Here is a 24287-nt window from a genome sequence, read left to right as displayed (position 1 = left end):
CACTCATTTTTCAGGACGGCTTATGCCCAAACGCTTCCGCCTCACCCGCCGCTTTCCCGTCGCCATGACAGAGGACGGGTATCGCCGCCTCAAGCGGTTTGCCGCCGAAGCGAGTCTGGACGAGGGCGAGGCCCTGTCGTTCCTGTTCGAGAACTTCGATAGCGTGATGAACGAGGAAAATCTGACGGCCCGGTTGCGGCTGTTCAATTCCGAGTTGGAGGCGCGCAAACGCTAACATCTCCTGGGGAGGAGACACATGAAAGACATCGCTGCCGCATCATCCAGCTGGATGACCGAAGAACATCAGATGATCGCCGACATGACGGAGCAATTCATCACCAATGAATGGGCGCCGCATTTCGAACGCTGGCGCAAGCAAGGCGAGATGGACCGCTCGACCTGGGCCCAAGCGGGCGAATTGGGCCTTCTCTGTCCTTCAATCCCCGAAGAATATGGCGGCGCAGGCGGCGACTTCGGCCACGAAGCCGCGATCCTTATCGAAGCTTCGCGGGCCAATCTGGCTGCATGGGGTCACGGCATCCACTCGGGCATCGTTGCACATTATGTGCTGGCCTATGGGACCGACGATCAAAAGCAGCGCTGGCTGCCCAAGCTGGTCACCGGCGAGTTGGTGGGTGCTTTGGCGATGACCGAACCGTCCACCGGCTCTGACGTGCAGGCGATCAAGACCCGCGCCGTCAAAGATGGCAACGCCTACAAACTGACAGGCTCCAAGACCTTCATCACCAACGGCCAACACGCCAACCTGATCATCGTCGCCGCCAAGACAGACCCTTCGCTGGGATCGAAAGGCGTATCGCTGGTTGTGGTCGAAACGGATGGGGCCGAAGGGTTCTCGCGCGGCCGCAATCTGGACAAGATCGGGATGCATGCCTCGGACACGTCCGAGCTGTTCTTCGACAATGTCGAAATCGCACCTGAGAACATCCTGAGCGGGGCGGAAGGTCAGGGCTTCTACCAGCTCATGCAGCAACTGCCGCAAGAGCGCATGGTCATCGCCTGCGCCGCCGTGGGCGCCATGGAAGGTGCCGTAGAACGTACGCTTGCATACTGCAAGGAACGCGAAGCCTTCGGCGGCAACCTCCTGCAATTCCAGAACACCCGCTTCAAACTGGCAGAGGCCAAGACCAAAACAATGGTGAGCCGGTCGTTCTTTGACGACTGCATGGCTGAACACATCCGCGGCGAGTTGACCGTAGATAAAGCCGCCATGTGCAAATACTGGACGACCGATACGCAAGCCTGGGTGCTGGACGAATGCCTTCAACTGCATGGCGGGTACGGGTTTACGCAGGACTACGACATCGGCGGCATGTGGACAGACGCACGGGTGCAGCGGATCTACGGCGGCACCAACGAAATCATGAAAGAGCTAATTGCGAGGGCGTTCTGATGCGCCAAACGGTCGCTCATGTGATGGATCGGCCCTCCGGGGGGAGTTTTTCTGGCAAGATGAAGAACGGATCAGAATGCAAGATCCACCCCACCATCCGGCCTCAAAGGACGGGACGTTGGGGCTTCACCTTGCACATGGCTCAGATCTCCAGCCTGCCACGCATCCTTTCAATAGGCGCGTTAACCTTAATGCATGGTGAACAGATCCAACTTCATCTTGCTAAGTAAACTCCACGGGGGGTCCGGGGGGTGTGAAACCCACCGGTCCTGCCCTCCAAAACCTCACGACCGGAAAGGCCTGCGCCCATGACCTTCAAACTGCACTGCTTCGGCGAAAGCGGGAACTCCTACAAAGCGGCGCTTGCCCTGCAACTCTCCGGCCTCGACTGGGAACCCGTGTTCGTTGATTTCTTCGGCGGAGCATCCCGCACCGACGAGTATCGCGCCCTCAACCCCATGGGCGAAGCGCCTTTGCTGCAAGATGGCGACCGCTGCATCAGCCAATCCGGCGCAATTCAGCAGTACATCAGCGACAGAACCGGTAAGTTCAGCAGCGACGGCGACGATAAGTACGAAGTGCTGCGCTGGGTGCTGTGGGACAACCACAAACTCAGTTCGATGTGTGGCATGACCCGGTTCCTGATGAACTTCCTGCCCGAAGACAAACGCCCACAAGAGGTTATTGCTTTCAACCAAGGGCGCCTCAAGGCGGCCTACACTGTACTGAACGATCATCTTGCAGGCCGCGATTGGATCGTGGGCGACGGTATCACCAATGCCGACCTCAGCTGCTGCGGCTACCTCTACTACCCTGAACCCTTCGGCTTTGACCGCGCCGACTGGCCCAACATTGACCGCTGGCTCAGCAATGTCTCCGACCTACCCGGCTGGAGGGGCCCCTATGATCTGATGCCCGGCTCACCCGCAGACCGTGCATAAGTTTACCCAATACGCCGCAACGTCACCCTTGATTAGACCATACGGTCTACCCCACCTAGAGACCAAGAACACGCCCCCGGCAAAAGGACGAATACGATGACCGAAGCCTATATCTATGACGCGATCCGCACACCGCGCGGCAAGGGCCGCAAGGACGGTGCGCTGCACGAAGTGACTTCGCTGCGCTTGTCGGCACTGACCCTGAACGCACTGAAAGAGCGCAACAATATCGATGGCCACGTGGTCGAGGATGTGATCTGGGGCAACGTCACCCAAGTTATGGAACAGGGCGGCAACCTCGCGCGGACGGCCGTTCTGGCCTCGGACCTCGATGAGGCCATCCCCGGGATCGCCATCAACCGTTTCTGTGCCTCTGGGCTTGAAGCCGTGAACATCGCTGCCAACCAGGTGCGCGGTGGCGCCGGTGACGGATACATCGCTGGCGGTGTCGAGATGATGGGCCGTGTCGCCATGGGCTCCGATGGCGCCGCCATTGCTGCGGATCCTTCCATCGCCATGGAAAGCTACTTTGCCCCGCAGGGCATCGGCGCCGACCTGATCGCCACCGAATATGGCTTCTCCCGCGATGACGTCGATCAGTACTCGGTCGAAAGCCAGCGCCGCGCGAAAGAGGCATGGGACGACAAGCGTTTTGCCAAGTCGATCATCCCGGTCATGGACCAGAACGGCCTGCCGATCCTGGATCACGACGAATACATGCGCCCGCAGACGGACATGCAGTCGCTGGGCAGCCTCAACGCAGCCTTTGAAGCCATGGGCAAGGTCATGCCCGGTTTCGACAAGGTCGCGCTGATGAAGTATCCGCACCTTGAGCGTATCAACCACGTGCACCACGCAGGCAACTCGTCGGGCATCGTTGACGGCGCCGCAGCCCTGCTGATCGGCAACGAGGAACTGGGCGAGAAGCTGGGCCTCAAGCCCCGCGCTCGTATCAAGTCCACCGCCAAGATCGGCACTGATCCCACCATCAACCTGACCGGCCCCGTGCCCGTCACCGAAAAGATCCTGCGCGACAACGGCATGAACATCGGTGACATCGACCTGTTCGAAGTGAACGAAGCCTTCGCCGCCGTCGTCCTACGCTTCCTGCAGGCATTCGACGTCGACCACGGCAAGGTGAACGTCAACGGCGGCGCCATCGCCATGGGCCACCCGCTGGGCGCCACCGGTGCCATGATCCTCGGCACGCTGCTGGACGAGATGGAGCGGACCGACAAGGAAACCGGTCTTGCCACACTTTGCGTCGCCTCCGGCATGGGTGCGGCCACAATCATCGAACGCGTGTAAGCAGGGAAGAGAACAATGGCTGACTTTACACTGACCAAAGACGCCGACGGCATCGCCACCATCACATGGGACGTGCCCGGCAAGACCATGAACGTCATGTCTTTCGAAGGGCTGGAACTGCTCAACGACATGATTGACGACGTGCTGGCTGACGAGGCCGTCAAGGGCGTCGTCATCACATCCGGCAAGGACACCTTTGCCGGCGGCATGGACCTGAACCTACTCGCCAAGATGAAGGAAGAGGCGGGCGACAATCCCGCCAAGGGCCTGTTCGAAGGCACGATGAAAATGCACGGTCTGCTGCGCAAGATCGAACGCGCGGGCATGGATCCCAAGACCAACAAGGGCGGCAAACCGATTGCCGCCGCCCTGCCCGGCACCGCCGCTGGCATCGGTCTGGAACTGCCGCTGGCGACCCTCCGCACCTTCATCGCCGACAACCCCAAGGCCAAGGTTGGCCTGCCGGAAATACTCGTCGGCATCTTCCCCGGTGCCGGTGGCACAACCCGCCTTGCGCGCAAGCTGGGCGCGATGGACGCCTCGCCCTTCCTGCTGGAAGGCAAGATGGTCTCCCCTGCCAAAGCCAAGGGCAAGCTGGTGGATGAGGTCGTCGCTGACCCCGTTGCCGCCGCCCGCGAATGGGTGCTGAACGCGACCGATGCGGACCTTGTGAAACCCTGGGACCAGAAGGGCTACAAAATGCCCGGCGGTGCCCCCTACCATCCCGCGGGTTTCATGACCTTCGTGGGTGCGGCCGCTATGGTGAACGGCAAGACCCAAGGCGTCTATCCCGCTGCCAAGGCGCTGCTGAGCGCTGTCTATGAAGGCGCGCTTGTGCCATTCGATACCGCGCTAAAGATCGAAGCGCGCTGGTTCACCAACGTGCTTCTGAACCCTTCCTCCGGGGCCATGATCCGCTCGCTCTTCCTCAACAAGGAAGCGCTGGAAAAAGGCGCTGTGCGGCCCCAAGGCATCGAAGACCAACGGGTCAAGAAGCTCGGCGTGCTGGGCGCGGGCCTGATGGGCGCGGGCATTGCCCTTGTCTCCGCTCAGGCGGGCATGGAGGTCGTGCTGATCGACCGCGATCAGGAAAGCGCGGATCGGGGCAAAAACTACTCCGAGAAGTACGTCGAAGGCGGCATCAAACGCGGCAAGACCACGCAGGAAAAGGGCGACGCGCTCCTGTCCCGCATCACCGCGACGCCTGATCTTGACCAACTCAAAGGCTGCGACCTGATCATCGAAGCAGTCTTCGAAGACCCCAAGGTCAAGGCAGAGATCACCCAAAAGGTCGAGGCGATCATCCCCGACGACTGCATCTTTGCCTCCAACACCTCGACCCTACCGATCTCCGAACTTGCGAAAGCCTCGAAGAACAAGGACCAGTTCATCGGCATCCACTTCTTCTCGCCCGTCGAAAAGATGCTGCTGGTCGAGATCATCAAAGGCGCCAACACCGGCGACCGGGCCGTGGCCAAGGCGCTCGACTATGTGCGCCAGATCCGCAAGACGCCCATCGTGGTCAACGACGCGCGCTTCTTCTATGCCAACCGCTGCATCATCCCATACATCAACGAAGGGACGCGGATGGTCACCGAAGGGGTCGAACCTGCACTGATCGAAAACGCCGCCAAGATGGTCGGCATGCCGCTGGGTCCGCTGCAATTGACGGACGAAACGGCCATTGATCTGGGCGCGAAAATTGCTCGCGCGACCAAGGCCGCCATGGGCGCCGACTATCCCGACAGCCCGTCCGACGACCTGATCTTCTGGTTGGAAGAGCTGGGCCGCATGGGCCGCAAGGCGAACGCAGGCTTCTATGACTACGATGAGAAGGGCAAACGTCAGGGCATCTGGCGCGGCGTGCACGACAAGTATCCGCTGCTCGACGAGCAGCCCGAACTGGGTGAGGTGCAACACCGCCTGCTGTTCTCCCAAGTGCTTGAGGCCGTCCGCGCATTGGAAGAAGGCGTGCTGATGGACATCCGCGAGGGTGACGTGGGCGCAATCCTCGGCTGGGGCTTTGCCCCGTGGTCCGGTGGGCCTCTGTCCTGGCTCGACATCATCGGTGCACCCTACGCCGCCGAACGCTGCGACCAGCTCGAAGCCAAATATGGCGAGCGGTTCAAGTGCCCCGCCCTGCTGCGCGAGATGGCCGAGAAGAACCAGAGCTTCTATGGCCGCTTCGGTCCAAAGGAAGCCGCGGCTGCCTGATCGGCATCCAAAGGCAATCATTCAAGGGGCTGCGTTCTGCGCGGCCCCTTTTGCATTGAAGCGGTCCGTTTGGAGTGTAATCACGCCAGTTGCAGGCGGTACAACAGCGCGTCCTCAGACGTCCCATTCTCCCTGATCGCATCCGGTAAAACGCCAAACTGCTCATATCCCTGCCGTTCATAGAACGCGATCGCGCGAGTGTTCTCGGGTGCAACGCTCAGTTCGATCTGAACCACACCTCCCACGCGCGCTTCATCCAGAACGCCACGCATCATGGCCTGCGCCGCACCGGTCCCTTGGAAATCCGGGGTCACATAGAACGGCCCAAGCTCGGCCCGGTGCCGCGTGCGCTCCGTGCGTTGCGGGCGATACCCGCAAAAGCCGACCAGAGCATCGTCATCGAACACGCCGCGCAGTCCGCCATATGCGAGTACATTGCTTGCCATTTCGACAGTCATTGCCCTGCTTTCCGCTTCCGTCACCAGAAATCCACTTGGCGCAATGGTTGCACCTTCCTGACGCAGGACAAGCCATGCCTGTGCGTCTTCGATCCCAAGCAGGCGGTATGAAAACAACGGTTGAGGCTCCCATTCACATTGTGCACGCCACGACCATAGGGCCTGCCTTGCGGGGTTGCACCGGACCAACCGGCAAAGCGCTTGAACCAGCGAACATCGGCCTTCACGGGTGGGGCGCTCTGCTGTCTCATGTTTTCGATTGTGGACGCAGTTACTGCGATGGGCATACTGCGGCAACGATCGGATAGGAGAAGTCGGGTGGATCAGGTGACAGCCGGGTGTGTCTGCGGCGCCGTGCGCCTTGTCGCCAAGGGGCGGCCTGATCGCGTGGGCATCTGCCATTGCCTTGATTGCCGCAAACACCACGGCGCGCTGTTCTTTGCCGCTGCCATCTTCCCGCACGAAGCCGTTGAAATCATGGGCGAAACGCAGGTTCACGAGGGGCGACATACCTGCCCCACCTGCGGATCATCCATCTTTGCCGTCAGCGGGGACGAGGTCGAGATACACCTGGGTGCGATTGACGAACCGGGGCGTTTCACACCAACCTACGAACTTTGGACCATCCGCCGGGAACCCTGGCTGCCCGCCTTCCCCGGCATGACCCAATACGCGCGTGGGCGCGACACACCAGCATCGGAGAAGACATGATGGACCCGACCCTGCTCATCGCCTTCATCACCACGACACTGCTGTTCGTTGCGGCCCCCGGCCCCTCTGTGGCCTTTGCCACGGCGCAGGGGCTGAAACACGGGCGTCGTGGTCTGTTCATCACCGTCGCCGGGGATGGTCTGGGCACCATCGTTCACATCGCGGTCGCGGCCAGTTCGCTGGCCACGCTGCTCGCCTTGTCCGACGTCATCCTGCCACCCCTGCAAATCGCCGGTGGGGTCTTCATCGTCTGGATGGGCCTGAAATCCTTTGCGGCCATGCGCAATGGCACCACGTTTCGGGCAACAGCGGCAAACAAGGTGACGTTCTGGGCAGGCTTCTTTGCCTGCGTCTCAAACCCGAAAGCCATCGTGTTTTTCGTGGCACTGTTTCCGGCGTTCATCTCTGCGGATCACAGCGTGCTGGTGCAAACCCTGATCTATGGGGCGATCTTTCTGGTGCTCGACGCCCTGTCGATCATCGGTTACGCCCTTTTGACAATGCACACCGTCAACCGCGCGGCCTCACGCTGGCTCAACCCTCATGTGCTAACCGGGACCGGGCTGACGGGCGTGGGCCTGACAATGATTGTCAAAGGCTACCGGGCGCTGCCCGGCACCTGATCCCCAGGATCAGGCCGCAGTGCCGTACCGCGCGTCTTCGACCTTCATGCATTCGACCAGGAACGCCGCATCGCGGGTCGGGATAACGTCATAGCCGGGCATGGCCGCCCCAAGATCATCAAGGTGCATTATGTTCCGGGGGCAATGAAGCAATGCGCCACCCTCGGCATAGACGACCTGTTCCTCGGCAAAAACGAGCGTGATGATTTCGATTTGGGTGCGCGGTGCCACGCGGCGAATGCCCCGATACCCTTCCAGCGACTTGGCCGCGATAACCGCGAACGGATCGCCGAAAGCGTCGCAAGCGGCATCACTTTCCACCAGCACGCCCTGATCAGGCAAAAGTTCCAGATCGGCGCTGTTGCCCAATGTCCCCGCAGGGACAAACACGGAGTAATAGGCAGAGGGCACTGCCGCGTTAGCGGTCCAGAAGATATCGCGGCGCACCTCGACGAGCGGCTGCAGGCCTGCGTCGAATGTCAAAATCAGATCGTCGACGGCCAAAGCATCAACAGCGCGCCACCCCATCGACGTCGCAACTCGTGTGCCCGCCAACAGCCCGCGTGTTGTCATGACACCCCCATCCCAGGCCGCTGTTGATTCCGCCATCCGGCGTGGCGCTTGCGTCTTTGCCCATCCAAACATCTTTTCCATCCCCATGGTGCGGCGCTGGCAGCGCGCCGGTTCGTTTTGACAGGGCCAGTTGTAGTGATTCCCAAGGCCAAGACGGGTCCCGATCTGGGCCGAAATTGGGCATTGTCGTCTGCCTGCACAACAATGACTTTCGTGCTGTCAAACTGATTACAATTCACGAACAATTTTCGACACATACGGGTAGGTCCCGTGTCATTCGAAGGTATAGGCGAATCTTTCGATATCCTCGGCGCACGCCTCGGCGACGGCAGAACGCGCAGTGTCAGAATAGTAGGCCCGGTAGTCGGCGGACCGTTCGGACGCGTTGATGTCTGGCGGCAAATGCAACCGAAAGCCCAAATGATCCCAAAGGGGATCGGCATCCGTGTCAAAGTGCTCAAGCCGTATATACAGATCGCAACGCTCGTCCCCATCGGCATCCGTCATGTAGTGCCGCGCCGGGCTGGCCTGCATTGAGGACCGTATCAGGGCAGCACAGGCAAAATCACAAAACTCCATCTGAGCGGCCAACGCGACGGCAGGATGATCAAAGGCCTGTTCTCGCAGCCAGTGATAGTAACTGACCATCCGATCCCAAGGATTGCGGACAAGCGTGAAGGCAAACAGACCGTCCAGGCTGGGAACCAGCCCATTTATGTCTGCAAGCGTCGAATGCTTCCACAACCGACCCCGCGTCTCGACGCCTTGCACCCTGTGCCGCCGTTTCAGTGCCTTGGGCGTGTCACCCAGCATGATATCATCTTTCATCGCGCGCGCCTCAAGCGCCAGCGCCATGGCTGTGCCTCCGGTCTTGGGGGCATGGACAAAAACGTATTTGCGACCGGCACTCAGGATCATGTCGGAAGCTTAACGGCACTTTCCCGGCTGCGCACCGCAATGATAACACCGGCCAGCACGATCAACGCGATACCGGCGCCTTGCAGCCAAGTGACAGGCTGTCCCAGCAACAACCAGCCAAAGAAGGGGCCAAAGATCATGATCGAGTATTCGAACACTGCAACATGGCTTGCCTCGCCAAGCTGATAGGCCCGGTTCAAAAGGCCAACGCCCAGCACGGATCCGAACACCTGCACCAGTAGATACGGCCACGCCTCGCCAATGGGCCAGATCCAGCCACGGGTCAGAAAGGCCATACCTCCTGCCCCGACCTGCGGATCAAGTAAGGTGATGACGCCAAGCACGACGGTCCCTAACAGCCCTTGGGCAACGAAGATTCCAAGAAGCAGCGTGAGCGTGCTTTCCCCGTCGCAAAGTGCCCGCGTCGCAACAACGCCAGAGGCATAGAGGATCCCACCCAGTACAGGCAGCATTGCGATCCACCCGAGACTGCCACCCGACGGGCCAAGAACCACAAGGATCCCCACGAACCCCACTGCCACTGCCACAATACGCCACGCGCCGATCCGCTGGCGCAGGACACAGGCGGTCAAAAGGAGGACAAAGATTGGCGAGGTGAAGAGCCCCGCCAATGCCATGGCGATAGGCATGAAGGCCAGCGCCCCGAAGTAACAGAACATGCCCGTTGCAATCAGCGTCGACCGAAACGCCACCGCCCCGACCCTGCGGGGACGCAATGTGCCGAAACCAAGCGCGGACAGGGCCAGCACGATGGGGGCCGCCAGCAGCAGCCGCATGATCAGGAATTGCCACAACGAAATTGTCTGCGCGATTACGGCCACATAGATGTCGATGGCGCCGATCACGCACATCGCACCCACCATGTTCAGCGCGGCGGCCATGGGGTGGTAGGTTGGGGTGACTGCCATGAGGCCTTTCCATTGCTTGCGCCCCTCGCCATAAGTACGCAACATCGCTGCGCGAAAAGACACGGGGAGGACCGATATGGGTTGGATGGCAGATGAAACCGGCCTCGGCAAGACGGCTGCGAACTACGTACCGCTAACGCCTTTGTCACACCTGCGGCGCGCGGCAAGCGTCTTTGCCAACCGGGTGGCTGTCACCTATGGCGCGCACCGTGTGACCTACGCAGAATATCACGAACGGTGCACCCGTCTCGCCTCGGCCCTGGCATCCATGGGTGTCGCACCTGGCGACGTTGTGGCGACCCTGATCCCAAACCTGCCCGCCCAGGCCGAAGCCCATTTCGGCGTGCCCGCATGCGGGGCCGTCCTGAACACGATCAACACCCGTCTCGACGTGGATACCGTCGCCTATATATTTGACCACGGCGGCGCCAAGGTCGTGATGGTGGACGCGCAGTTCCTTGAGTTGGCCGAAGAGGCCGTCGCCGCGATGGAAGGTCCGGCACCGCAAATCATCGAAGTGCCAGATGCGGCCAATGGATGGCCCACCTCCGGGCGTCACCCGGTCTATGAAGACCTGTTGGCCGGCGCAGATCCCACCTTTGACTGGATCATGCCCGAGGACGAATGGGAGAGCCTTGCGCTCAACTATACCTCTGGCACAACGGGGCGCCCCAAGGGCGTCGTCTATCATCACCGGGGGGCGTACCTGATGACCATGGGCACGGTCGTGTCCTGGCGGATGGTCCTGCATCCGGTGTTCATGGCCATCGTGCCGCTGTTTCACTGCAATGGCTGGAACCATACATGGATGATGCCGTTGGTAGGTGGCACACTGGTGTGCTGCCGGGACGTGACAGCCACGGCCATCTACAACGCGGTCCACTACGAAAACGTCACCCATTTCGGCGGCGCGCCCATTGTGCTGAACATGCTGGTCAACGCGCTGGATGAAGAACGGCGCAGCTTTGACCACGTGGTCGAGGTCTTTACCGCCGGTGCGCCCCCTGCCCCGGCGACGCTGGCCAAGATCGAGGCGTTGGGGTTCAACGTCACACAGGTGTATGGCCTGACCGAAACCTATGGCCACGTGACCGAGTGCCTGTGGCAAAGCGACTGGGACCGGGCCGAGGATACAGCCGCCATCAAGGCGCGGCAGGGTGTGGCCTTTCCGATGATGGAGCACATCACCGTCATGGACGGCGACATGGCCCAGGTGCCAATGGACAGTGCGGCGCAGGGTGAGATCATGATCCGCGGGAATTCGGTCATGAAAGGATACCTCAAGAACCCGGGTGCCACGGCAGAGGCGTTCGAAGGCGGGTACTTCCATTCCGGAGACATCGCGATCCAGCACCCCGACGGCTACATCCAGATCGCGGACCGGGCCAAGGACATCATTATTTCCGGGGGCGAGAACATCAGTTCCGTCGAAGTGGAGGGCGTGTTGATGGCGCACCCGGATGTGAACCTTGCCGCCGTGGTGGCCAAGCCGGACGAGAAATGGGGCGAGGTGCCATGCGCCTTTGTCGAATTGAAGCCCGGGACAAACCCGAGTGAGGCTGACCTGATTGCGTTCTCCCGCGAGACTTTGGCGGGCTTCAAGGCTCCGAAAAAGGTGGTGTTTCAAGAGCTGCCCAAGACCTCGACGGGCAAAATCCAGAAGTTTGAATTGCGGAAGACGGCTGCGGAATTGTGAGGGCTGAACAAGCCTTTTCTGACGCCGTTTGAGCCAAAACACCTGTCCCCGTGGGATTTGTCCCCGCGGGGACAGCCTGTTCTGCGGGCCAACGTTTTCTTAATCGTTTTGCGATTTGTGTCTGCTTTCAGGGACCTAAGCCATCGGACGGTCCGTTCAGCCGAATTTCATCAAAAAACTTCAAACTGACGGCCAAGGGGCTGTGGTTTTGCCAAATCGCCCGAACCCCTTGGTGGTTTAGCCCGGTACGCCCATGTAAGGTGAACGCTTAGGGGGACCTGCCATGAGCCTTGATGACCTGCCCATTCCCAATGGCTACAGCATCGACGTAGAGCCGCTGACGCACCCGGTGCGCATTTGGCACAATGACGTGCTGTTGGCCGACACCACCCGCGCCCGCGCCATGTACGAAACCCGGCTGCCCACCGCCATCTACGTCCCGCACGAAGATATACGGGTGCCGCTGGGGCCGCAGACCGATCTTCAGACGTTTTGCCCGTTCAAGGGCACCGCAAGCTATCACGATGTGCTGCTGGAGGGCGAAACCCTTGAAAACGGGGTGTGGAGCTACGTGTCGGCCTTGCCGGAAAGCAAGGGCATTCAGGGATATGTCGGCTTCATGCCCAATGCCGCTACGCGCATTGAATTGGGTGAGAACCAGTTGCAGACAGAGCGGGATGGCAACATCACCGGCCCGTTGGTCGATTGGCTGATGCGCGAGGCGGGCGCGTTGCCCAGCCCCGAAGAATTCACGCGTGCCCTGGCGCAGAAGATGCGGGAGAACGGGATTGCCGTGTCGCGCCTTGCCGTGCTGATCTGGTCGCTGCACCCGATGATCGCGGGCAAGAACTATATCTGGAGGGCGGGGACGGACGAGGTGACGATCTATGCCCCATCCTATGACATTCATCAATTCCCCGGTTTCCTGAACAGCCCATTGCAGCATGTATCCAATGGGCTTGGCGGCGTGCGGCAACGGCTGGCCGACACGGACGAGGCGTCGCGCTTTCCGATCATGGATGATCTGCGGGCCGAAGGGGCGACGGATTACGTGGCCATGCCCCTGCCCTTTTCAGATGGGCGGACGAATGTGTTGACACTGACCTCGGACCACCCAGAGGGGTTCACGACAGAGAACCTTGGGCTGGTCTTTGAATGTGCGACTGTCATCAGCCGGTACTACGAGGTGTTCATGCAGCGCGAGAACGCGCAGGCGTTGCTTGAGACTTACGTGGGCAAGCGGTCGGGCGCACGGGTGCTGGGCGGAGAGATCCGCCGCGGTGACGGGGACGAGATCGACGCCGCCATCATGTTTTGTGACCTGCGCGGGTCGACCCGGTTGGAGCAGGATTTGCCACGGGATGAGTATATTGCCCTGCTGAACGCGTTTCTGGACATCACCTCGACCATCGTGGACGCGCATGGGGGCGAGGTGTTGAAGTTCATTGGCGACGCTGTGCTGGCAGTGTTCCCGGCCGGAGAGGATGCGGCGGCCGCTTGTGCGGCGGCCCTGGATGCGGCGCGTGCCGTGGTGGAACAGGTCGCGGCGGACGAAGTGACGGCACAGACATCCTGCGCCATCGGCATCGCCTTTGGCCGCGTGACCTATGGCAATGTAGGATCCAGCACACGTCTGGATTTTACGGTGATCGGGTTGGCTGCGAACGTGGCCGCGCGTCTGTGTGATGTTGGCAAGCGCCACGACCATGTGATCATGGTCACCGACGAGGTTGCAAAGGGCCAGACCGGATTGTCCGATCTGGGCCCGGTTGAGTTGCGCGGCGTGAGCGCGCCCGTGCATGCCTTTGGATGCACCGACTGTAATGCGGAGGTGTCCTCCGCCTAGCCCAGAGCATTCTCACATCGTCCACAGACGCCCGCATGACTGTGCTGCCCTACATCCGGCAACACCTTCCAGCAACGCGCGCATTTGCTGCCATCGGCCCGTTCGAACACCACACCGATGTCCGCAACCTCAGGCAAGCGGAACGCTTCGGCCGGCAACGGATCGGTGGTTACGCTGATCTGTGACGTAATGCAGATATCGGCGAAGGGCAGGCCCTGCAAAGCTTTGGCAAGCTCAGCGTCCTCGACATGGACAACCGGGGCCGCTTCAAGCGATGCACCGATAACCTTGTCCGTCCGCTGGATTTCCAGCGCGGCCGTCACCACGCGCCGCGCGCTGCGTACGCCGACCCATTTTACGGCCAACGCGTCGTCGCGCCATGCGGCGGGTGTTTCGGGAATGTCGGTCAGGTGGACCGAACTGTCATCACCGGGATAACGTTCCAGCCACACTTCTTCCATCGTGAAAACCAGGATCGGGGCCAGCCATGTGGTCAGACGGTGATAAAGCAGGTCAAGCACCGTGCGCGCCGCCCGCCGTTCGGGCGTATCGCCGTCGCAATAGAGCGCGTCCTTGCGGATATCGAAGTAGAACGCGGACAGGTCCACGGTCGCAAAGGTGAACACGGTTGAAAACACGCGCTGGAAGTCGAAGGCGGCGTAGCCTTCGCGCACGGTCTGGTCCAGCTCCGCCAGACGGTGCAACACCCAGCGTTCAAGCTCGGGCATGTCCGCCGGATCAGTGCGATCAGCGTCCGTAAAATCCGAAAGCGAACCCAACATGAACCGCATCGTGTTGCGCAGGCGGCGATAGCTGTCGGCGACCCCTTTCAGGATCTCCGGACCGATCCGCTGGTCGGCGGTGTAATCCGTTTGCGCCACCCAAAGCCGCAGGATGTCGGCGCCATACTGTTTGACCACCTCGTCCGGCACAATCGTGTTGCCGATGGACTTCGACATCTTGAAGCCCTTTTCATCCAACGTCATGCCGTGCGTGACCACGTTACGATATGGCGCACGGCCCGTAGTGCCGACCGATTGCAGCAGGGACGAGTGGAACCAGCCGCGATGCTGGTCGGTGCCTTCCATGTAGACATCGGCGATGCCGTCTTCGGTCCCATCTGTGCGGTCACGCAGGACAAAGGCGTGGGTGGAGCCGGAATCGAACCACACGTCGAGGATGTCCATCACCTGTTCGTAATCGTCCGGGTTCACGATCCCTTCAAGGAAGCGTTGTTTGGCATCTTCATCATACCACGCGTCGGCCCCTTCCGCCTCGAAGGCGGAGGTGATGCGGCGGTTGGCCTGCGGGTTGCGCAACAGAAAGTCGTCATCCGTAGGCAGTGCGCCCTTCTTGGTGAAACAGGTCAGCGGCACACCCCAGGCGCGCTGGCGCGAGAGCACCCAGTCGGGCCGCGCCTCCATCATCGAATGCAGGCGGTTACGGCCCGATTTGGGCGTCCAGTTGACGTTGTCGATCTCGGTCAGCGCCCGCTGCCGGATCGTGGTGCCATGCGTGTCCTGTCCGTCGCCCACGGGCTTGTCGATGGCCGCGAACCATTGCGGCGTGTTGCGGTAGATCACAGGCGCTTTCGACCGCCAGGAATGCGGGTAGCTGTGTTTGATTTTGCCGCGGGCGAGCAGCCCGCCCACTTCGGCCAGTTTGTCGATGACGGCAGCGTTGGCGTTGCCCTCTTTCCCGTTGGGTTTCAGGATCGCCTTGCCGCCAAAGAACGGCAGGTCATCGCGGAAACGCCCATCGGGGTTCACGTTGTAGGTGATGACCTGTTCGAGCATGCCCAGTTCGCGATAGAGTTCGTATTCCTCCATACCGTGGGACGGAGCGCAGTGGACAAAACCGGTACCTTCGGTGTCAGTGACGAAGTCCGCGGCGCGGAAGTCGCGGATGTCGTCCCATTCGCCTTGTGAGTCGTCGGCACCTTTCAGTGGGTGGGTCAGGCGCACTTGGCTCAACTCATCCGACGTCACATCACGCAGACGCCGGTACATGGTGTCATCCAACCGGGCGCGACCAAGCACATCCGACGCGAGGTTGTCGGCGAGGATGTAGCGATCACCGATGTTTGCCCAGCATTCCTCGGGCCGCCCCGTGACTTCGTACAGGCCATAGGAGATGTCAGCGCCATAAACGACAGCCTTGTTCGACGGCATGGTCCAAGGCGTCGTGGTCCAGATCACGACATGCGCACCCTCGAGATCGCCCAAAGGCGCGACGTGGCCCTTAGTGTCTTCCAGCGTGACTGCTGGCAGATTCTGCGCGGCGACCACCTTGAACTTCACCCAGATCGTGAAGCTGTCCTTGTCGTGATACTCGACCTCCGCCTCGGCCAGCGCTGTCTGTTCGACAGGCGACCACATCACGGGCTTGGACCCTTGGTACAAAGTGCCGTTCATCAGGAACTTCATGAACTCTTCGGCAATCACCCGTTCCGCATGGAAATCCATGGTCAGATAGGGGTGATCCCAATTGCCGGTGATACCCAGTCGCTTGAATTCCTCGCGCTGGATCTCTACCCAGCCGGCGGCAAAGTCACGGCACTCGGCACGGAATTCGTTGATCGGAACCTCGTCCTTGTCGCGACCCTTCTTGCGGTACTGTTCCTCGATCTTCCACTCGATGGGCAGGCCGTGGCAGTCCCAGCCGGGGATGTAACGCGCATCGCGGCCCATCATCTGGTGCGAGCGGACAATCATGTCCTTGATCGTCTTGTTCAGGGCATGACCGATATGCAGGTGGCCGTTGGCGTAAGGCGGGCCATCATGCAAGGTAAACGGATCCCGCACTTTTTCTTGTCCGGCCCCCTTTCGGGCGAGGTCAGCTTTCTCCCGCAGGCGGTCATACACCCCGATCTGAGCCCAACGCTCCAGCCAGCCGGGCTCGCGTTTGGGCAGGCCTGCGCGCATGGGGAAATCGGTTTTGGGCAGGTTCAGGGTGTGTTTGTATTCGGGCGTGTCGGCGCACATGGGTGGCGTCCTTTGTCGGTCGGGTGTCTTGCAATTGGCGGAGGTGCGGCGCGAGTGGTCTCAAGCACCTTTACCCGGCGTCTCAATGGTTCGTCAGAGCGCCGGGGTTATAATTCGCTGAATGATGATCATGTGCATCATGCGCGCGTTATATGCAGGGGCCTTGCGGCTCACAAGTCCCCGTCTTCTTCTGCCTCGAAATACCACGGAGCGCGAGGCAGAGCCTCGCCCTACCGCAGCTGCGGAACGCAGATGCAAAATTCGCGTGCGTGCGACAGCGCGCTCAATTCTGAGGATTGCGCATCTGCGCCCAACGGTTGAGCCACGCAAGCCCGGCCAGCGACAGGCCCAGGACCACCAGCGACAGCACACGTACCAGACCGTCGAGACCAGAAATATCGATCAGGAACACCTTGGCAACCGCAAGGCCAATCACGGTCAATCCTGCTCGGCGGAGGACCGTCGCGTTGCGCGCAAGCGACTGATAAAACAGCACTGCGCCCGTCAGCAAGATCGCCACCGTGTAGCTGTAAAGCTCGGGCTGCAAGAAGCCTTGGTTCAAATCCATACCCTCTGCACCCTGCCACAGATGCCGCACGGTCGCAAAAGCCCAGTAAACCGCGGTCCCTACCGCCACGCCCCCCAGCCCCCAGCGCAACAGCCGGTGCCGCAAGCGCCACGCACCGAAAGCCAGTAAAAGCGCAGGCAGCAAGTAGGCCGGGATCAGCGTGTTCAAAACCGGCGGGCCAGCCACATCATCGGCCCATGAATTCAGGAGCGGCGACAAAATAGTGAAACCAAGGCCCAAAGCGCCAAAGCCGATCAGCCCAAACACAACGGCCAGCCCGGCCCGCACGATCGCTGCGGCACCACCCAGCCCCTCGATCCGCAGAAGCTGTACCAACATCAGGCCCAGCCAGATCACTGCGAACAGACCCATCGCCCAATGTGCATCGGTGTGGTGTCCGGGCAGAACGTCGTCCAGGAACCGGATCAGCAGCAGCGACACCAACATCCCACCGGTGGACCATGCGGCGGTGTCCAGCATGATGCTCGCCGTCTTTCGCGCCATTCCGCGCAACAGGACCAGCGCTGCGACAAAGGCCGCAAGCGCCCCACCATAGGCCAGAACCATCTCCCACAACGGGGCATCAAGCGCCCAGAACAGGCCCGGATCACCCACCAGACGCGCACCAACAGCTGCAACGCCAATTGCGATGAACACCTGCATGAGCGGCAACTTGAACTGCCGGTCCAGCCATGCGGCGACCAGCACGGTCACGGCCAGCGCGACGGTCAGAGCCGCCAGCGACAGGATAAGCACAAGAGCAAAGGTGATTGAGGCCAGCGACGAAAGTACGAATACCGACGCGCGCGTCCGATCCGGCGTATCTGCGCGGGCAAAGCGCAAAGCAAAGCTAACCATCATGGCCGCCATTGCGATGGCGTGCAGCGCCCAAACATATGCGCCAATCGTTTCTGCGGGCACCCATGTCAATTCCAGCACAACCGCGAGAACCGGTGCGTTCAAAGCAGCCCCAAGCCCCCATGCCAGAGACAGCCCAGGACGCAGGGCACGCTGCGCGGCGACAGCACTCAGGACCATGCCAACGCCCCACATAAGTGAAACGGCCAACGGGAAATCGGCTTCGGGGTTTGTGTCATATGCCTCAAGGAACGTGGTGATGACGGGGCCCAGGTGCACCCCCTCGATTGCGACCACCGCAACCACGGCCGCAGCGGGAAACAGGGCCAATTCCTGCAATGCAGGCGCAGACAACGACCAGTAGGTGATCGCGACTGCAAAGATCACAAGACTGACGATCGCCATGCAGAACGGCTCAGTTCCTGCACCTGCGCTCCACACGACAGAGGCGGACGCAGCGATCACGGCGGCACAGGCCAGCAGCGTCGGGAGTGCCGGTTTCTCGCCAGTGGCGTCCAGCAAAAAGCGCGAAATGAGAACGCCACCGTGGTCCGGTCTGAAAGACCGTGCCGGGATCAGGATCGCCAGCACCGCCAGGACAACCACATGGGCCTGAAACCCCAGCACCATGGATTGATCTCCGCCCAGAACGGTCAACCATCCCATAACAAAGCCCAGAACAACACTCAGCGCCGAAACCCACGCCCAACGCCGGATCGTATCGATACCAAGACCAACCGCGGCAACTACACCGAAGTAGACAAAAAGCCAGGACGTCGCCGGTACAGTGCTGCCCACCAGAAGCGGCGCAGTAAACGCACCGATGACACCGACCGCCGCTAAAAGCGGGCCATAGAGCCAACCGAGCCCGACGCCAAGAAGACCAACTGCGGCCATCCCCGCAAAGGCAACCTCGACCCCGATCAGTTCATAAAGCAACCGCGCTGCCGCAATCCCGCCAAACAACGACACAAGGCCTGCGCCTGAGAACACGGACGGGATGTAGGCTGTGGCCGCGTCTGGACTGTCTCCGAACCGGCGGCGGATCACCTCGCCTCCTCCGATCAATGCCCCGCCAAAGGCGAGGGCAGCCAGAACCCGTGCGGTTGGCGGGAACAGATCGTTCTCGATCCCGTATTGCACCAGAAACAACCCGGCGAGGGCCAGCGACACAGCAGACACCGCATAGAACCAGTTCGCGACCAGCCACGTGCCAAAGCGTTGCGGCAATGTTGGCCCAGCAGGCTCCGTTGGTGCAGCGGCCTTCCGCTGCGCGATGACCCGTGCAGCAGCGGATTCGGCTGATTTTGGCGCGGTGCCCTTCGGTTCGACCGATGCAGTCGCGGGTTCGGAAGCCTCCGCGGGCTTTGTAGGCGTCTCCCAAGGCGCCGGATCGGTCTTCTGGGCCACGTGACCGGCGGCAGTTGGCGCGTCGGGTGAGCGATCCGCTAAGGCGCTTTCCAGGTCAGAAATGCGCCGACGCAGGCCACCAACTGCAACTAATAAGTAAACAACAGCCACCGGGATCGCGAGGACCACAAATCCACCAAGGACAAGCAACGCTTCCATATCCACCCCTCGCATACGTTCAAGCGACAGGATAGACGACGGTTGTCCAACACAAAAGGCAAGGATTTCCAGACCTTTGCAGACCGACATTGCGCGCCAATGAACTGGTGCGGGTCAGTCGTCGGCGATATGGGCCCAAACGGCCGACATCACGACCGATCCTTCGCCCACCGCACTGGCGACTCGCTTGACCGAACCTGCGCGCACGTCACCCACGGCAAAGATGCCCGGTCGCGAGGTTTCGTATCCGCTGACAGCGCCCACATCAGGTCCGGTTTTGACAAAGCCCCTGTCGTCCAGTTCGACCAGATCGGACAGCCACTTGGTATTGGGCGCAGCCCCGACCATGATAAACAGTGCCTTCGTGTTCAGTTGCCAGCTCTGCCCGCCGCGACGGTCATGGATCGTGATGGCATCAAGCCGGTCCACACCATGCAGTTCCTTGACCTCTGTACAAAGGTGGATCGTGATCCTTGGATGGCTTTCCAGACGCTGCAACAGGTAGTCCGACATTGAGGATGACAGGGTTTCGCCGCGCACCAGCACGTGCACGTGCTTTGCCGTCCGTGCCAGGAACATCGCCGCCTGCCCGGCCGGATTGCCGCCGCCGATCACAGCCACCTCGGCATTCTTGCAATAGCGCGCTTCGACATCGGTCGCCGCATAGTACACACCATTGCCTTCCATCTCTTCCAAACGGTCCAGCGGCAGGCGGCGGTACTGCACGCCTGTGGCCACAACAAGCGACTTGGCCGATACCCAGTCGTCATTGTCCAGCTTGATATGGAAGAGATGCTTTTCGCATTGCATCAACTCTTGGGCGCGCACTGGCACAGCAAAGCGTGTACCGAACTTCATCGCCTGCACCTCGCCCCGGCCCACAAGGTCACCGCCCGAGATGCCGGTGGGAAAGCCCATATAATTCTCAATCCGCGACGACGTGCCTGCCTGCCCGCCGATGGCGAGATCCTCGAGCACCACGGCGCACAAGCCTTCTGCTCCGGCATAGACTCCGGCAGCCACGCCAGCAGGTCCGCCGCCAACAATCGCCACGTCATAAACGTCTTCCTTGCGCAGCGACATATCAAGGCCCAGTGTCGCGGCGACCCCACGGGGTGTGGGCGGATCAATCACCTGATGCTTGGCAAAAACCACCGCCGGATGGGCGCGATTGATGCTGCATGTGTTGGCAAGATCGTTGCCCTCGGTACTGTCAATCTCGACCTCGACAAAGGGGATGCGGTTGCGTGAGGCAAAGCTGGCAATACGCCGCACATCGCGGTTCACTTCCCCGCCCACAAGTGTCAGTCCGCCTTCAGACATGTCCAGCATGCGGCGACGGCGCGCGGCAAAGACGGTGATGATAATGTCCGACAACTCGGGGATGTCCGACATGAGTTTCAGCATGTCATCGCGCCGCACGCACAATAGCTGCGTATCCTGTACCGCTCGCCCCCCCATGAAGGCATGGCCACCGTTCAGGAAGGCCAGCTCTCCAAAGAATTGACCTGGGCCAAGCGTGGCATTCCCGTACCGCTTGCCGGTCGACGAGTTTATTGCTTCGGTTTCGCCAGACAAAAGATAGTGGAAAGTGTCGATACGCTCACCTGCCCGTTGGAAGTATTCGCCCGCCTTGACCTCCATCACGGTTCCAACACGGCGCAGCGCATCCACATGCTCATCGGTCAGTGGTGTGCGCACCATTGTGGCAAGGTCGGGGGCAAAAGTTTCCATCGTCAGTCGTTTCCTTTGTCTCTCTGGCTCTGAAATAGACCACCCAGCGCCTGTTTCACGAGGCGGCGCGCCTTGGGCCTGTCACCAGGGAGATAGGTCAGTGGTCGACACACTTCCATGGCCGCCACACCAACGCGGGCTGTCAGGGCGCCATTTACCAGACCTTCGCCGAAACGACGTGATAATTTGCCTAATATTGAACCTCCCAACACGGGTTCCAGCATGTCATCGCCGACGGCCACCGCACCTGTGGCAACCAGGTGCGCCATCACGGCCCGGGTCAGCCGCCAACTGCCCAACAGCCCGCCACGCCCGCCGTAAATCTCGGCAATCCGTCGGATCATGCGCAGGTTGGCCGTGAGCGCCGCGACGACATCCGCCAGCGCCAGCGGCACAAGGGCCGTGACCGTTGCGACTTGGCGAGCGGCGGCTTCCACTTCGCGCTCGGCGGCCTTGTCCAACGGGGTGACAAGGGCGTCTTCTGCTAGCTTGAGCAACCCAGTCGCATCCATCTGATCACCCCGCAGTTCAGCAAGGCGCGCCCGCCCCCATTCCGTGTCAGGCCTTGCACGGTACAGGACATCAAGTTGGTCGACGACGGCACGGGCGGCGGCAAGATCGTTATGCTCGGTTGCCTGCGCAGCCTGATGGCGCAGACCGTCCAGCCGGGCGAGCCGCCGAAGCGCAGCCAGTTCCCGCAAGCAGACAACAAGCAACGTCAGGACCAAGGCACCAAGCAACGCAGTAAAGGCCCAACCCACAATCGGCGCCCGGGTGATCCAACCGGTCACAAAATCCCACGCCGCCGCGCTCAGGATCGCCGTCAGCAGTGCACCGGTAAGGCCCCAGAACAGGCGCCCGATCCGCGACGGCGTACGCGCCGCGACACGGGCCGCCATTTGCATCGCTTCACCCCTCGGGGCTGCAACCGAGGCCATGTCTGGAACGGGTGGTGCATCTGCCACCTTGGGGACAGGTTCTTCATCGATCTCGATCAGTACCGGGCCTTTGGCCATCACGTATTCCCTTTGCGCCAGTCGTAGCGAATGTCGGGCAGACCTTCGTCGTTGCGCGCACCGTCTGTGCGCTCCATCTCGGCAAAGCCGTGCCTGAGGTAAAACCGCTGTGCGCCGGTGTTGGCCTGAAAAGTCCATAGCGTCAGATGGGCCGTTGCCGCTTGCATGCGCGCCAAAAGATCGGTGCCAATCCCCTGACCTTGCGCCCTCTTGTCAACATAGAGTGCGTGTACATCGGCCCCGCTGCGCGCGGAAAAGGCGCGGACCTGCCCGCCGTCGTCGGCCACAGTGACCCAACCGCGTTCGATCATATGTCCGGCAAAAGACAGATCCTCGGCCCGCGTATGAATGCGCGGCATCCAATCCGTGCCGTCGATAAAGCCGGACAGGATGGCCCCCACCGCACCTGCGTCCGTTGGATGCGCGGGGCGGAACACGGTCACAGTTTATCTCCAAACAAGAACTGTGCGGCGCGGTCGAGCCGGATGTGCGGCGGGCCATCGCCCGGGCGCAGGGTCAGAGGCGCCGGGGCAAACCGCATCACCTTGTAATCACCATCCAGCCAATCCTGCGCCCCGTTCGCTGCCGGCGAAAGGATGTGCGCCGGGTCATCCGGCAACGCACCGGGATAGAAGGCCGCCTGTTTTCCTGTGTCGAGCAGTGTGCCACGCACAACGTCGAGCGGGCTGCCATCATGTTGCACCGTGTCCTCTGTCGTGGCGCGCAGCCCCGCAAGTGCCAGTGCCTGCGTGTCTGCCCCAGCAAAGCGGGCACGGTCACGCGCCTCGCGGGTCAACGCCTCCATGATGGCCGTCAGACGGGCGTGTTGGCTGTGATGCAAGTGATCGGCCTTGGTCGCGGCGAACAGGATCTTTTCCACCCGTTTGCCCCGGAAAACCTGGGTCAGGAAGGCATTTCTGCCGGGACGGAACGCGGCCAGAATTTCAGACATGGCGGCGCGCATATCCTCGACCGCGGCAGGGCCGTTGTGGATGGCACCCAGCGCATCCACCAGCACAACCTGCCGATCGATGCGGGAAAAATGGTCGCGGAAGAACGGACGGACCACCTGCGATTTGTACGCCTCAAAGCGCCGTGCCATTTCACGACGCAGGGACCGGCGCGGGGCATCCCCGGGTGGCAACGGCGCAAAGGTCAGAACCGGCGACCCGGCCAGATCGCCCGGCAACAGGAACCGGCCTGGCGTGCAGTCATAATAACCGGCTGCGCGCGCCGCATGCAGGTATTCGGTGAACGCGGCCGCGAGGGCCTTGGCCTGCACTTCGTCCAACTTACCCGCGCCATCCACCGGGGCGAGCGCTGTGCGAAACTCTGCGGCGCTGTCGCGACTTTCCAAGCGCGCCAACACCGCCGCCGACCAGTCGTCATAGCTCTGATCCAGAAGCCCAAGGTCCAGCAGCCACTCGCCGGGATAGTCGATGATATCCAGATGCACGGTGCGCGGCCCCTGAAGGCCCGCCAACAGGCCGTTCGGCTTGACCTTGAGCGACACGCGCAGCTCGCTCACCGCGCGCGTGCTGTCGGGCCAGTTGGGCGGGTGACCGGTCAGCGCGCCCATATGCGTCTCGTAGTCGAAGCGCGGCACCGTATCATCGGGCTGAGGTTGCAGATACGCAGCGGCAACCCGTCCTTCACTGGCGGCCAGAAGGTGCGGCATCCGTCCCTGATCCAAAAGGTTGGCGACCAGCGACGTGATGAAAACCGTCTTGCCCGACCGCGCAAGCCCGGTCACCCCCAGCCGGATGGTCGTGTCGCCAAACAGGTCCGCCCCGGTGTCGTAAATGCCCTGGGCCACATCCAGCACCCCATCGGCAATCGTCGTCAGAACCACGTGCGGCCCCCTTTGTGTCTTGAGGCCTATGTAGGGTGTTGCCTCTGGCATCGCCAGCTTGGCGTTTCATACGTA

Annotated in this window: 19 protein-coding genes; 9 read left to right on the top strand and 10 right to left on the bottom strand. The window is 61.3% G+C overall.

Annotation, left to right across the window (positions count from 1 at the left end; translation table 11 throughout):
• Nucleotides 1–22: 22 nt before the first annotated feature.
• From Q1A75_RS09330 to Q1A75_RS09310, 5 genes are all read left to right on the top strand, one after another.
• Complete coding sequence (locus Q1A75_RS09330; RefSeq protein ID WP_299547087.1) at nucleotides 23–235, top strand: hypothetical protein; 213 nt, start codon at nucleotides 23–25, stop codon at nucleotides 233–235.
• 21 nt (nucleotides 236–256) lie between these two features.
• A complete protein-coding gene (locus tag Q1A75_RS09325) occupies nucleotides 257–1414 on the top strand; it encodes an acyl-CoA dehydrogenase family protein (protein ID WP_299547084.1) in 1158 nt (385 codons plus the stop codon).
• A 308-nt stretch (nucleotides 1415–1722) separates the two neighbouring features.
• A complete protein-coding gene (locus Q1A75_RS09320) occupies nucleotides 1723–2355 on the top strand; it encodes a glutathione S-transferase family protein (RefSeq protein ID WP_299547081.1) in 633 nt (210 codons plus the stop codon).
• Nucleotides 2356–2451: 96 nt separating this feature from the next.
• Complete coding sequence (locus Q1A75_RS09315; protein WP_299547078.1) at nucleotides 2452–3663, top strand: acetyl-CoA C-acetyltransferase; 1212 nt, start codon at nucleotides 2452–2454, stop codon at nucleotides 3661–3663.
• Nucleotides 3664–3678: 15 nt separating this feature from the next.
• On the top strand, nucleotides 3679–5877 hold the full coding sequence (locus Q1A75_RS09310; protein ID WP_299547075.1) for a 3-hydroxyacyl-CoA dehydrogenase NAD-binding domain-containing protein: 2199 nt from the start codon (nucleotides 3679–3681) through the stop codon (nucleotides 5875–5877).
• An 80-nt stretch (nucleotides 5878–5957) separates the two neighbouring features.
• Here Q1A75_RS09310 and Q1A75_RS09305 read toward each other — a convergent pair whose 3' ends face one another.
• Entirely contained in the window at nucleotides 5958–6452 is a 495-nt protein-coding gene (locus Q1A75_RS09305) for a GNAT family N-acetyltransferase (RefSeq protein ID WP_299547072.1), read from the bottom strand.
• 201 nt (nucleotides 6453–6653) lie between these two features.
• Between Q1A75_RS09305 and Q1A75_RS09300 the strand changes: the two genes are divergently transcribed.
• Entirely contained in the window at nucleotides 6654–7046 is a 393-nt protein-coding gene (locus Q1A75_RS09300) for a GFA family protein (RefSeq protein WP_299547069.1), read from the top strand.
• Nucleotides 7043–7669 (top strand): LysE family translocator, encoded by a 627-nt coding sequence (locus tag Q1A75_RS09295; RefSeq protein ID WP_299547067.1) that lies wholly within the window; start codon nucleotides 7043–7045, stop codon nucleotides 7667–7669. The genes Q1A75_RS09300 and Q1A75_RS09295 overlap by 4 nt, the downstream gene beginning before the upstream one ends.
• Nucleotides 7670–7678: 9 nt before the next feature.
• Here the strand turns inward: Q1A75_RS09295 and Q1A75_RS09290 are convergent, their stop codons facing one another.
• The 3 genes from Q1A75_RS09290 to Q1A75_RS09280 form a co-directional block, all read right to left on the bottom strand.
• Entirely contained in the window at nucleotides 7679–8242 is a 564-nt protein-coding gene (locus Q1A75_RS09290; protein ID WP_299547066.1) for a Hint domain-containing protein, read from the bottom strand.
• Between the two features lie 273 nt (nucleotides 8243–8515).
• The gene (locus Q1A75_RS09285; protein ID WP_299547064.1) at nucleotides 8516–9160 is read right to left on the bottom strand and encodes a sulfotransferase family 2 domain-containing protein; all 645 of its coding nucleotides are present in this window, start codon (nucleotides 9158–9160) and stop codon (nucleotides 8516–8518) included.
• Entirely contained in the window at nucleotides 9157–10089 is a 933-nt protein-coding gene (locus Q1A75_RS09280; RefSeq protein ID WP_299547062.1) for a DMT family transporter, read from the bottom strand. The genes Q1A75_RS09285 and Q1A75_RS09280 overlap by 4 nt, the downstream gene beginning before the upstream one ends.
• 76 nt (nucleotides 10090–10165) lie before the next feature.
• Between Q1A75_RS09280 and Q1A75_RS09275 the strand changes: the two genes are divergently transcribed.
• Together Q1A75_RS09275 and Q1A75_RS09270 are read left to right on the top strand one after the other, a co-directional pair.
• Nucleotides 10166–11785 (top strand): AMP-binding protein, encoded by a 1620-nt coding sequence (locus Q1A75_RS09275; protein WP_299547060.1) that lies wholly within the window; start codon nucleotides 10166–10168, stop codon nucleotides 11783–11785.
• Nucleotides 11786–12068: 283 nt separating this feature from the next.
• Nucleotides 12069–13631, top strand: a complete 1563-nt coding sequence (locus tag Q1A75_RS09270; RefSeq protein WP_299547058.1) for a DUF427 domain-containing protein — start codon at nucleotides 12069–12071, stop codon at nucleotides 13629–13631.
• Here the strand turns inward: Q1A75_RS09270 and ileS are convergent.
• The 6 genes from ileS to Q1A75_RS09240 form a co-directional block, all read right to left on the bottom strand.
• Entirely contained in the window at nucleotides 13628–16615 is a 2988-nt protein-coding gene (gene ileS / locus Q1A75_RS09265; protein WP_299547055.1) for an isoleucine--tRNA ligase, read from the bottom strand. The genes Q1A75_RS09270 and ileS overlap by 4 nt on opposite strands.
• Before the next feature lie 283 nt (nucleotides 16616–16898).
• Nucleotides 16899–19610 carry a DUF2339 domain-containing protein gene (locus Q1A75_RS09260; RefSeq protein WP_299547052.1) on the bottom strand — a complete coding sequence of 904 codons (2712 nt, stop codon included), beginning with the start codon at nucleotides 19608–19610 and terminating at the stop codon, nucleotides 16899–16901.
• Between the two features lie 114 nt (nucleotides 19611–19724).
• Nucleotides 19725–21344, bottom strand: a complete 1620-nt coding sequence (locus tag Q1A75_RS09255; RefSeq protein ID WP_299547049.1) for a cyclic nucleotide-binding domain-containing thioredoxin-disulfide reductase — start codon at nucleotides 21342–21344, stop codon at nucleotides 19725–19727.
• A 2-nt stretch (nucleotides 21345–21346) separates the two neighbouring features.
• Nucleotides 21347–22360 carry a TIGR01620 family protein gene (locus tag Q1A75_RS09250; RefSeq protein WP_299547046.1) on the bottom strand — a complete coding sequence of 338 codons (1014 nt, stop codon included), beginning with the start codon at nucleotides 22358–22360 and terminating at the stop codon, nucleotides 21347–21349.
• Nucleotides 22360–22803, bottom strand: coding sequence for a GNAT family N-acetyltransferase (locus Q1A75_RS09245; RefSeq protein ID WP_299547044.1), 444 nt, complete (start codon nucleotides 22801–22803; stop codon nucleotides 22360–22362). The genes Q1A75_RS09250 and Q1A75_RS09245 overlap by 1 nt, the downstream gene beginning before the upstream one ends.
• Nucleotides 22800–24212 carry a YcjX family protein gene (locus Q1A75_RS09240; RefSeq protein WP_299547042.1) on the bottom strand — a complete coding sequence of 471 codons (1413 nt, stop codon included), beginning with the start codon at nucleotides 24210–24212 and terminating at the stop codon, nucleotides 22800–22802. The genes Q1A75_RS09245 and Q1A75_RS09240 overlap by 4 nt, the downstream gene beginning before the upstream one ends.
• Nucleotides 24213–24287: the final 75 nt, after the last annotated feature.

Origin of the sequence: uncultured Tateyamaria sp., from assembly GCF_947504105.1 — a bacterium.
Taxonomy (GTDB): domain Bacteria; phylum Pseudomonadota; class Alphaproteobacteria; order Rhodobacterales; family Rhodobacteraceae; genus Tateyamaria.
The sequence above is the reverse complement of the archived record's forward strand: the minus strand, read 5'-3'. Positions and strand labels throughout refer to the sequence as shown.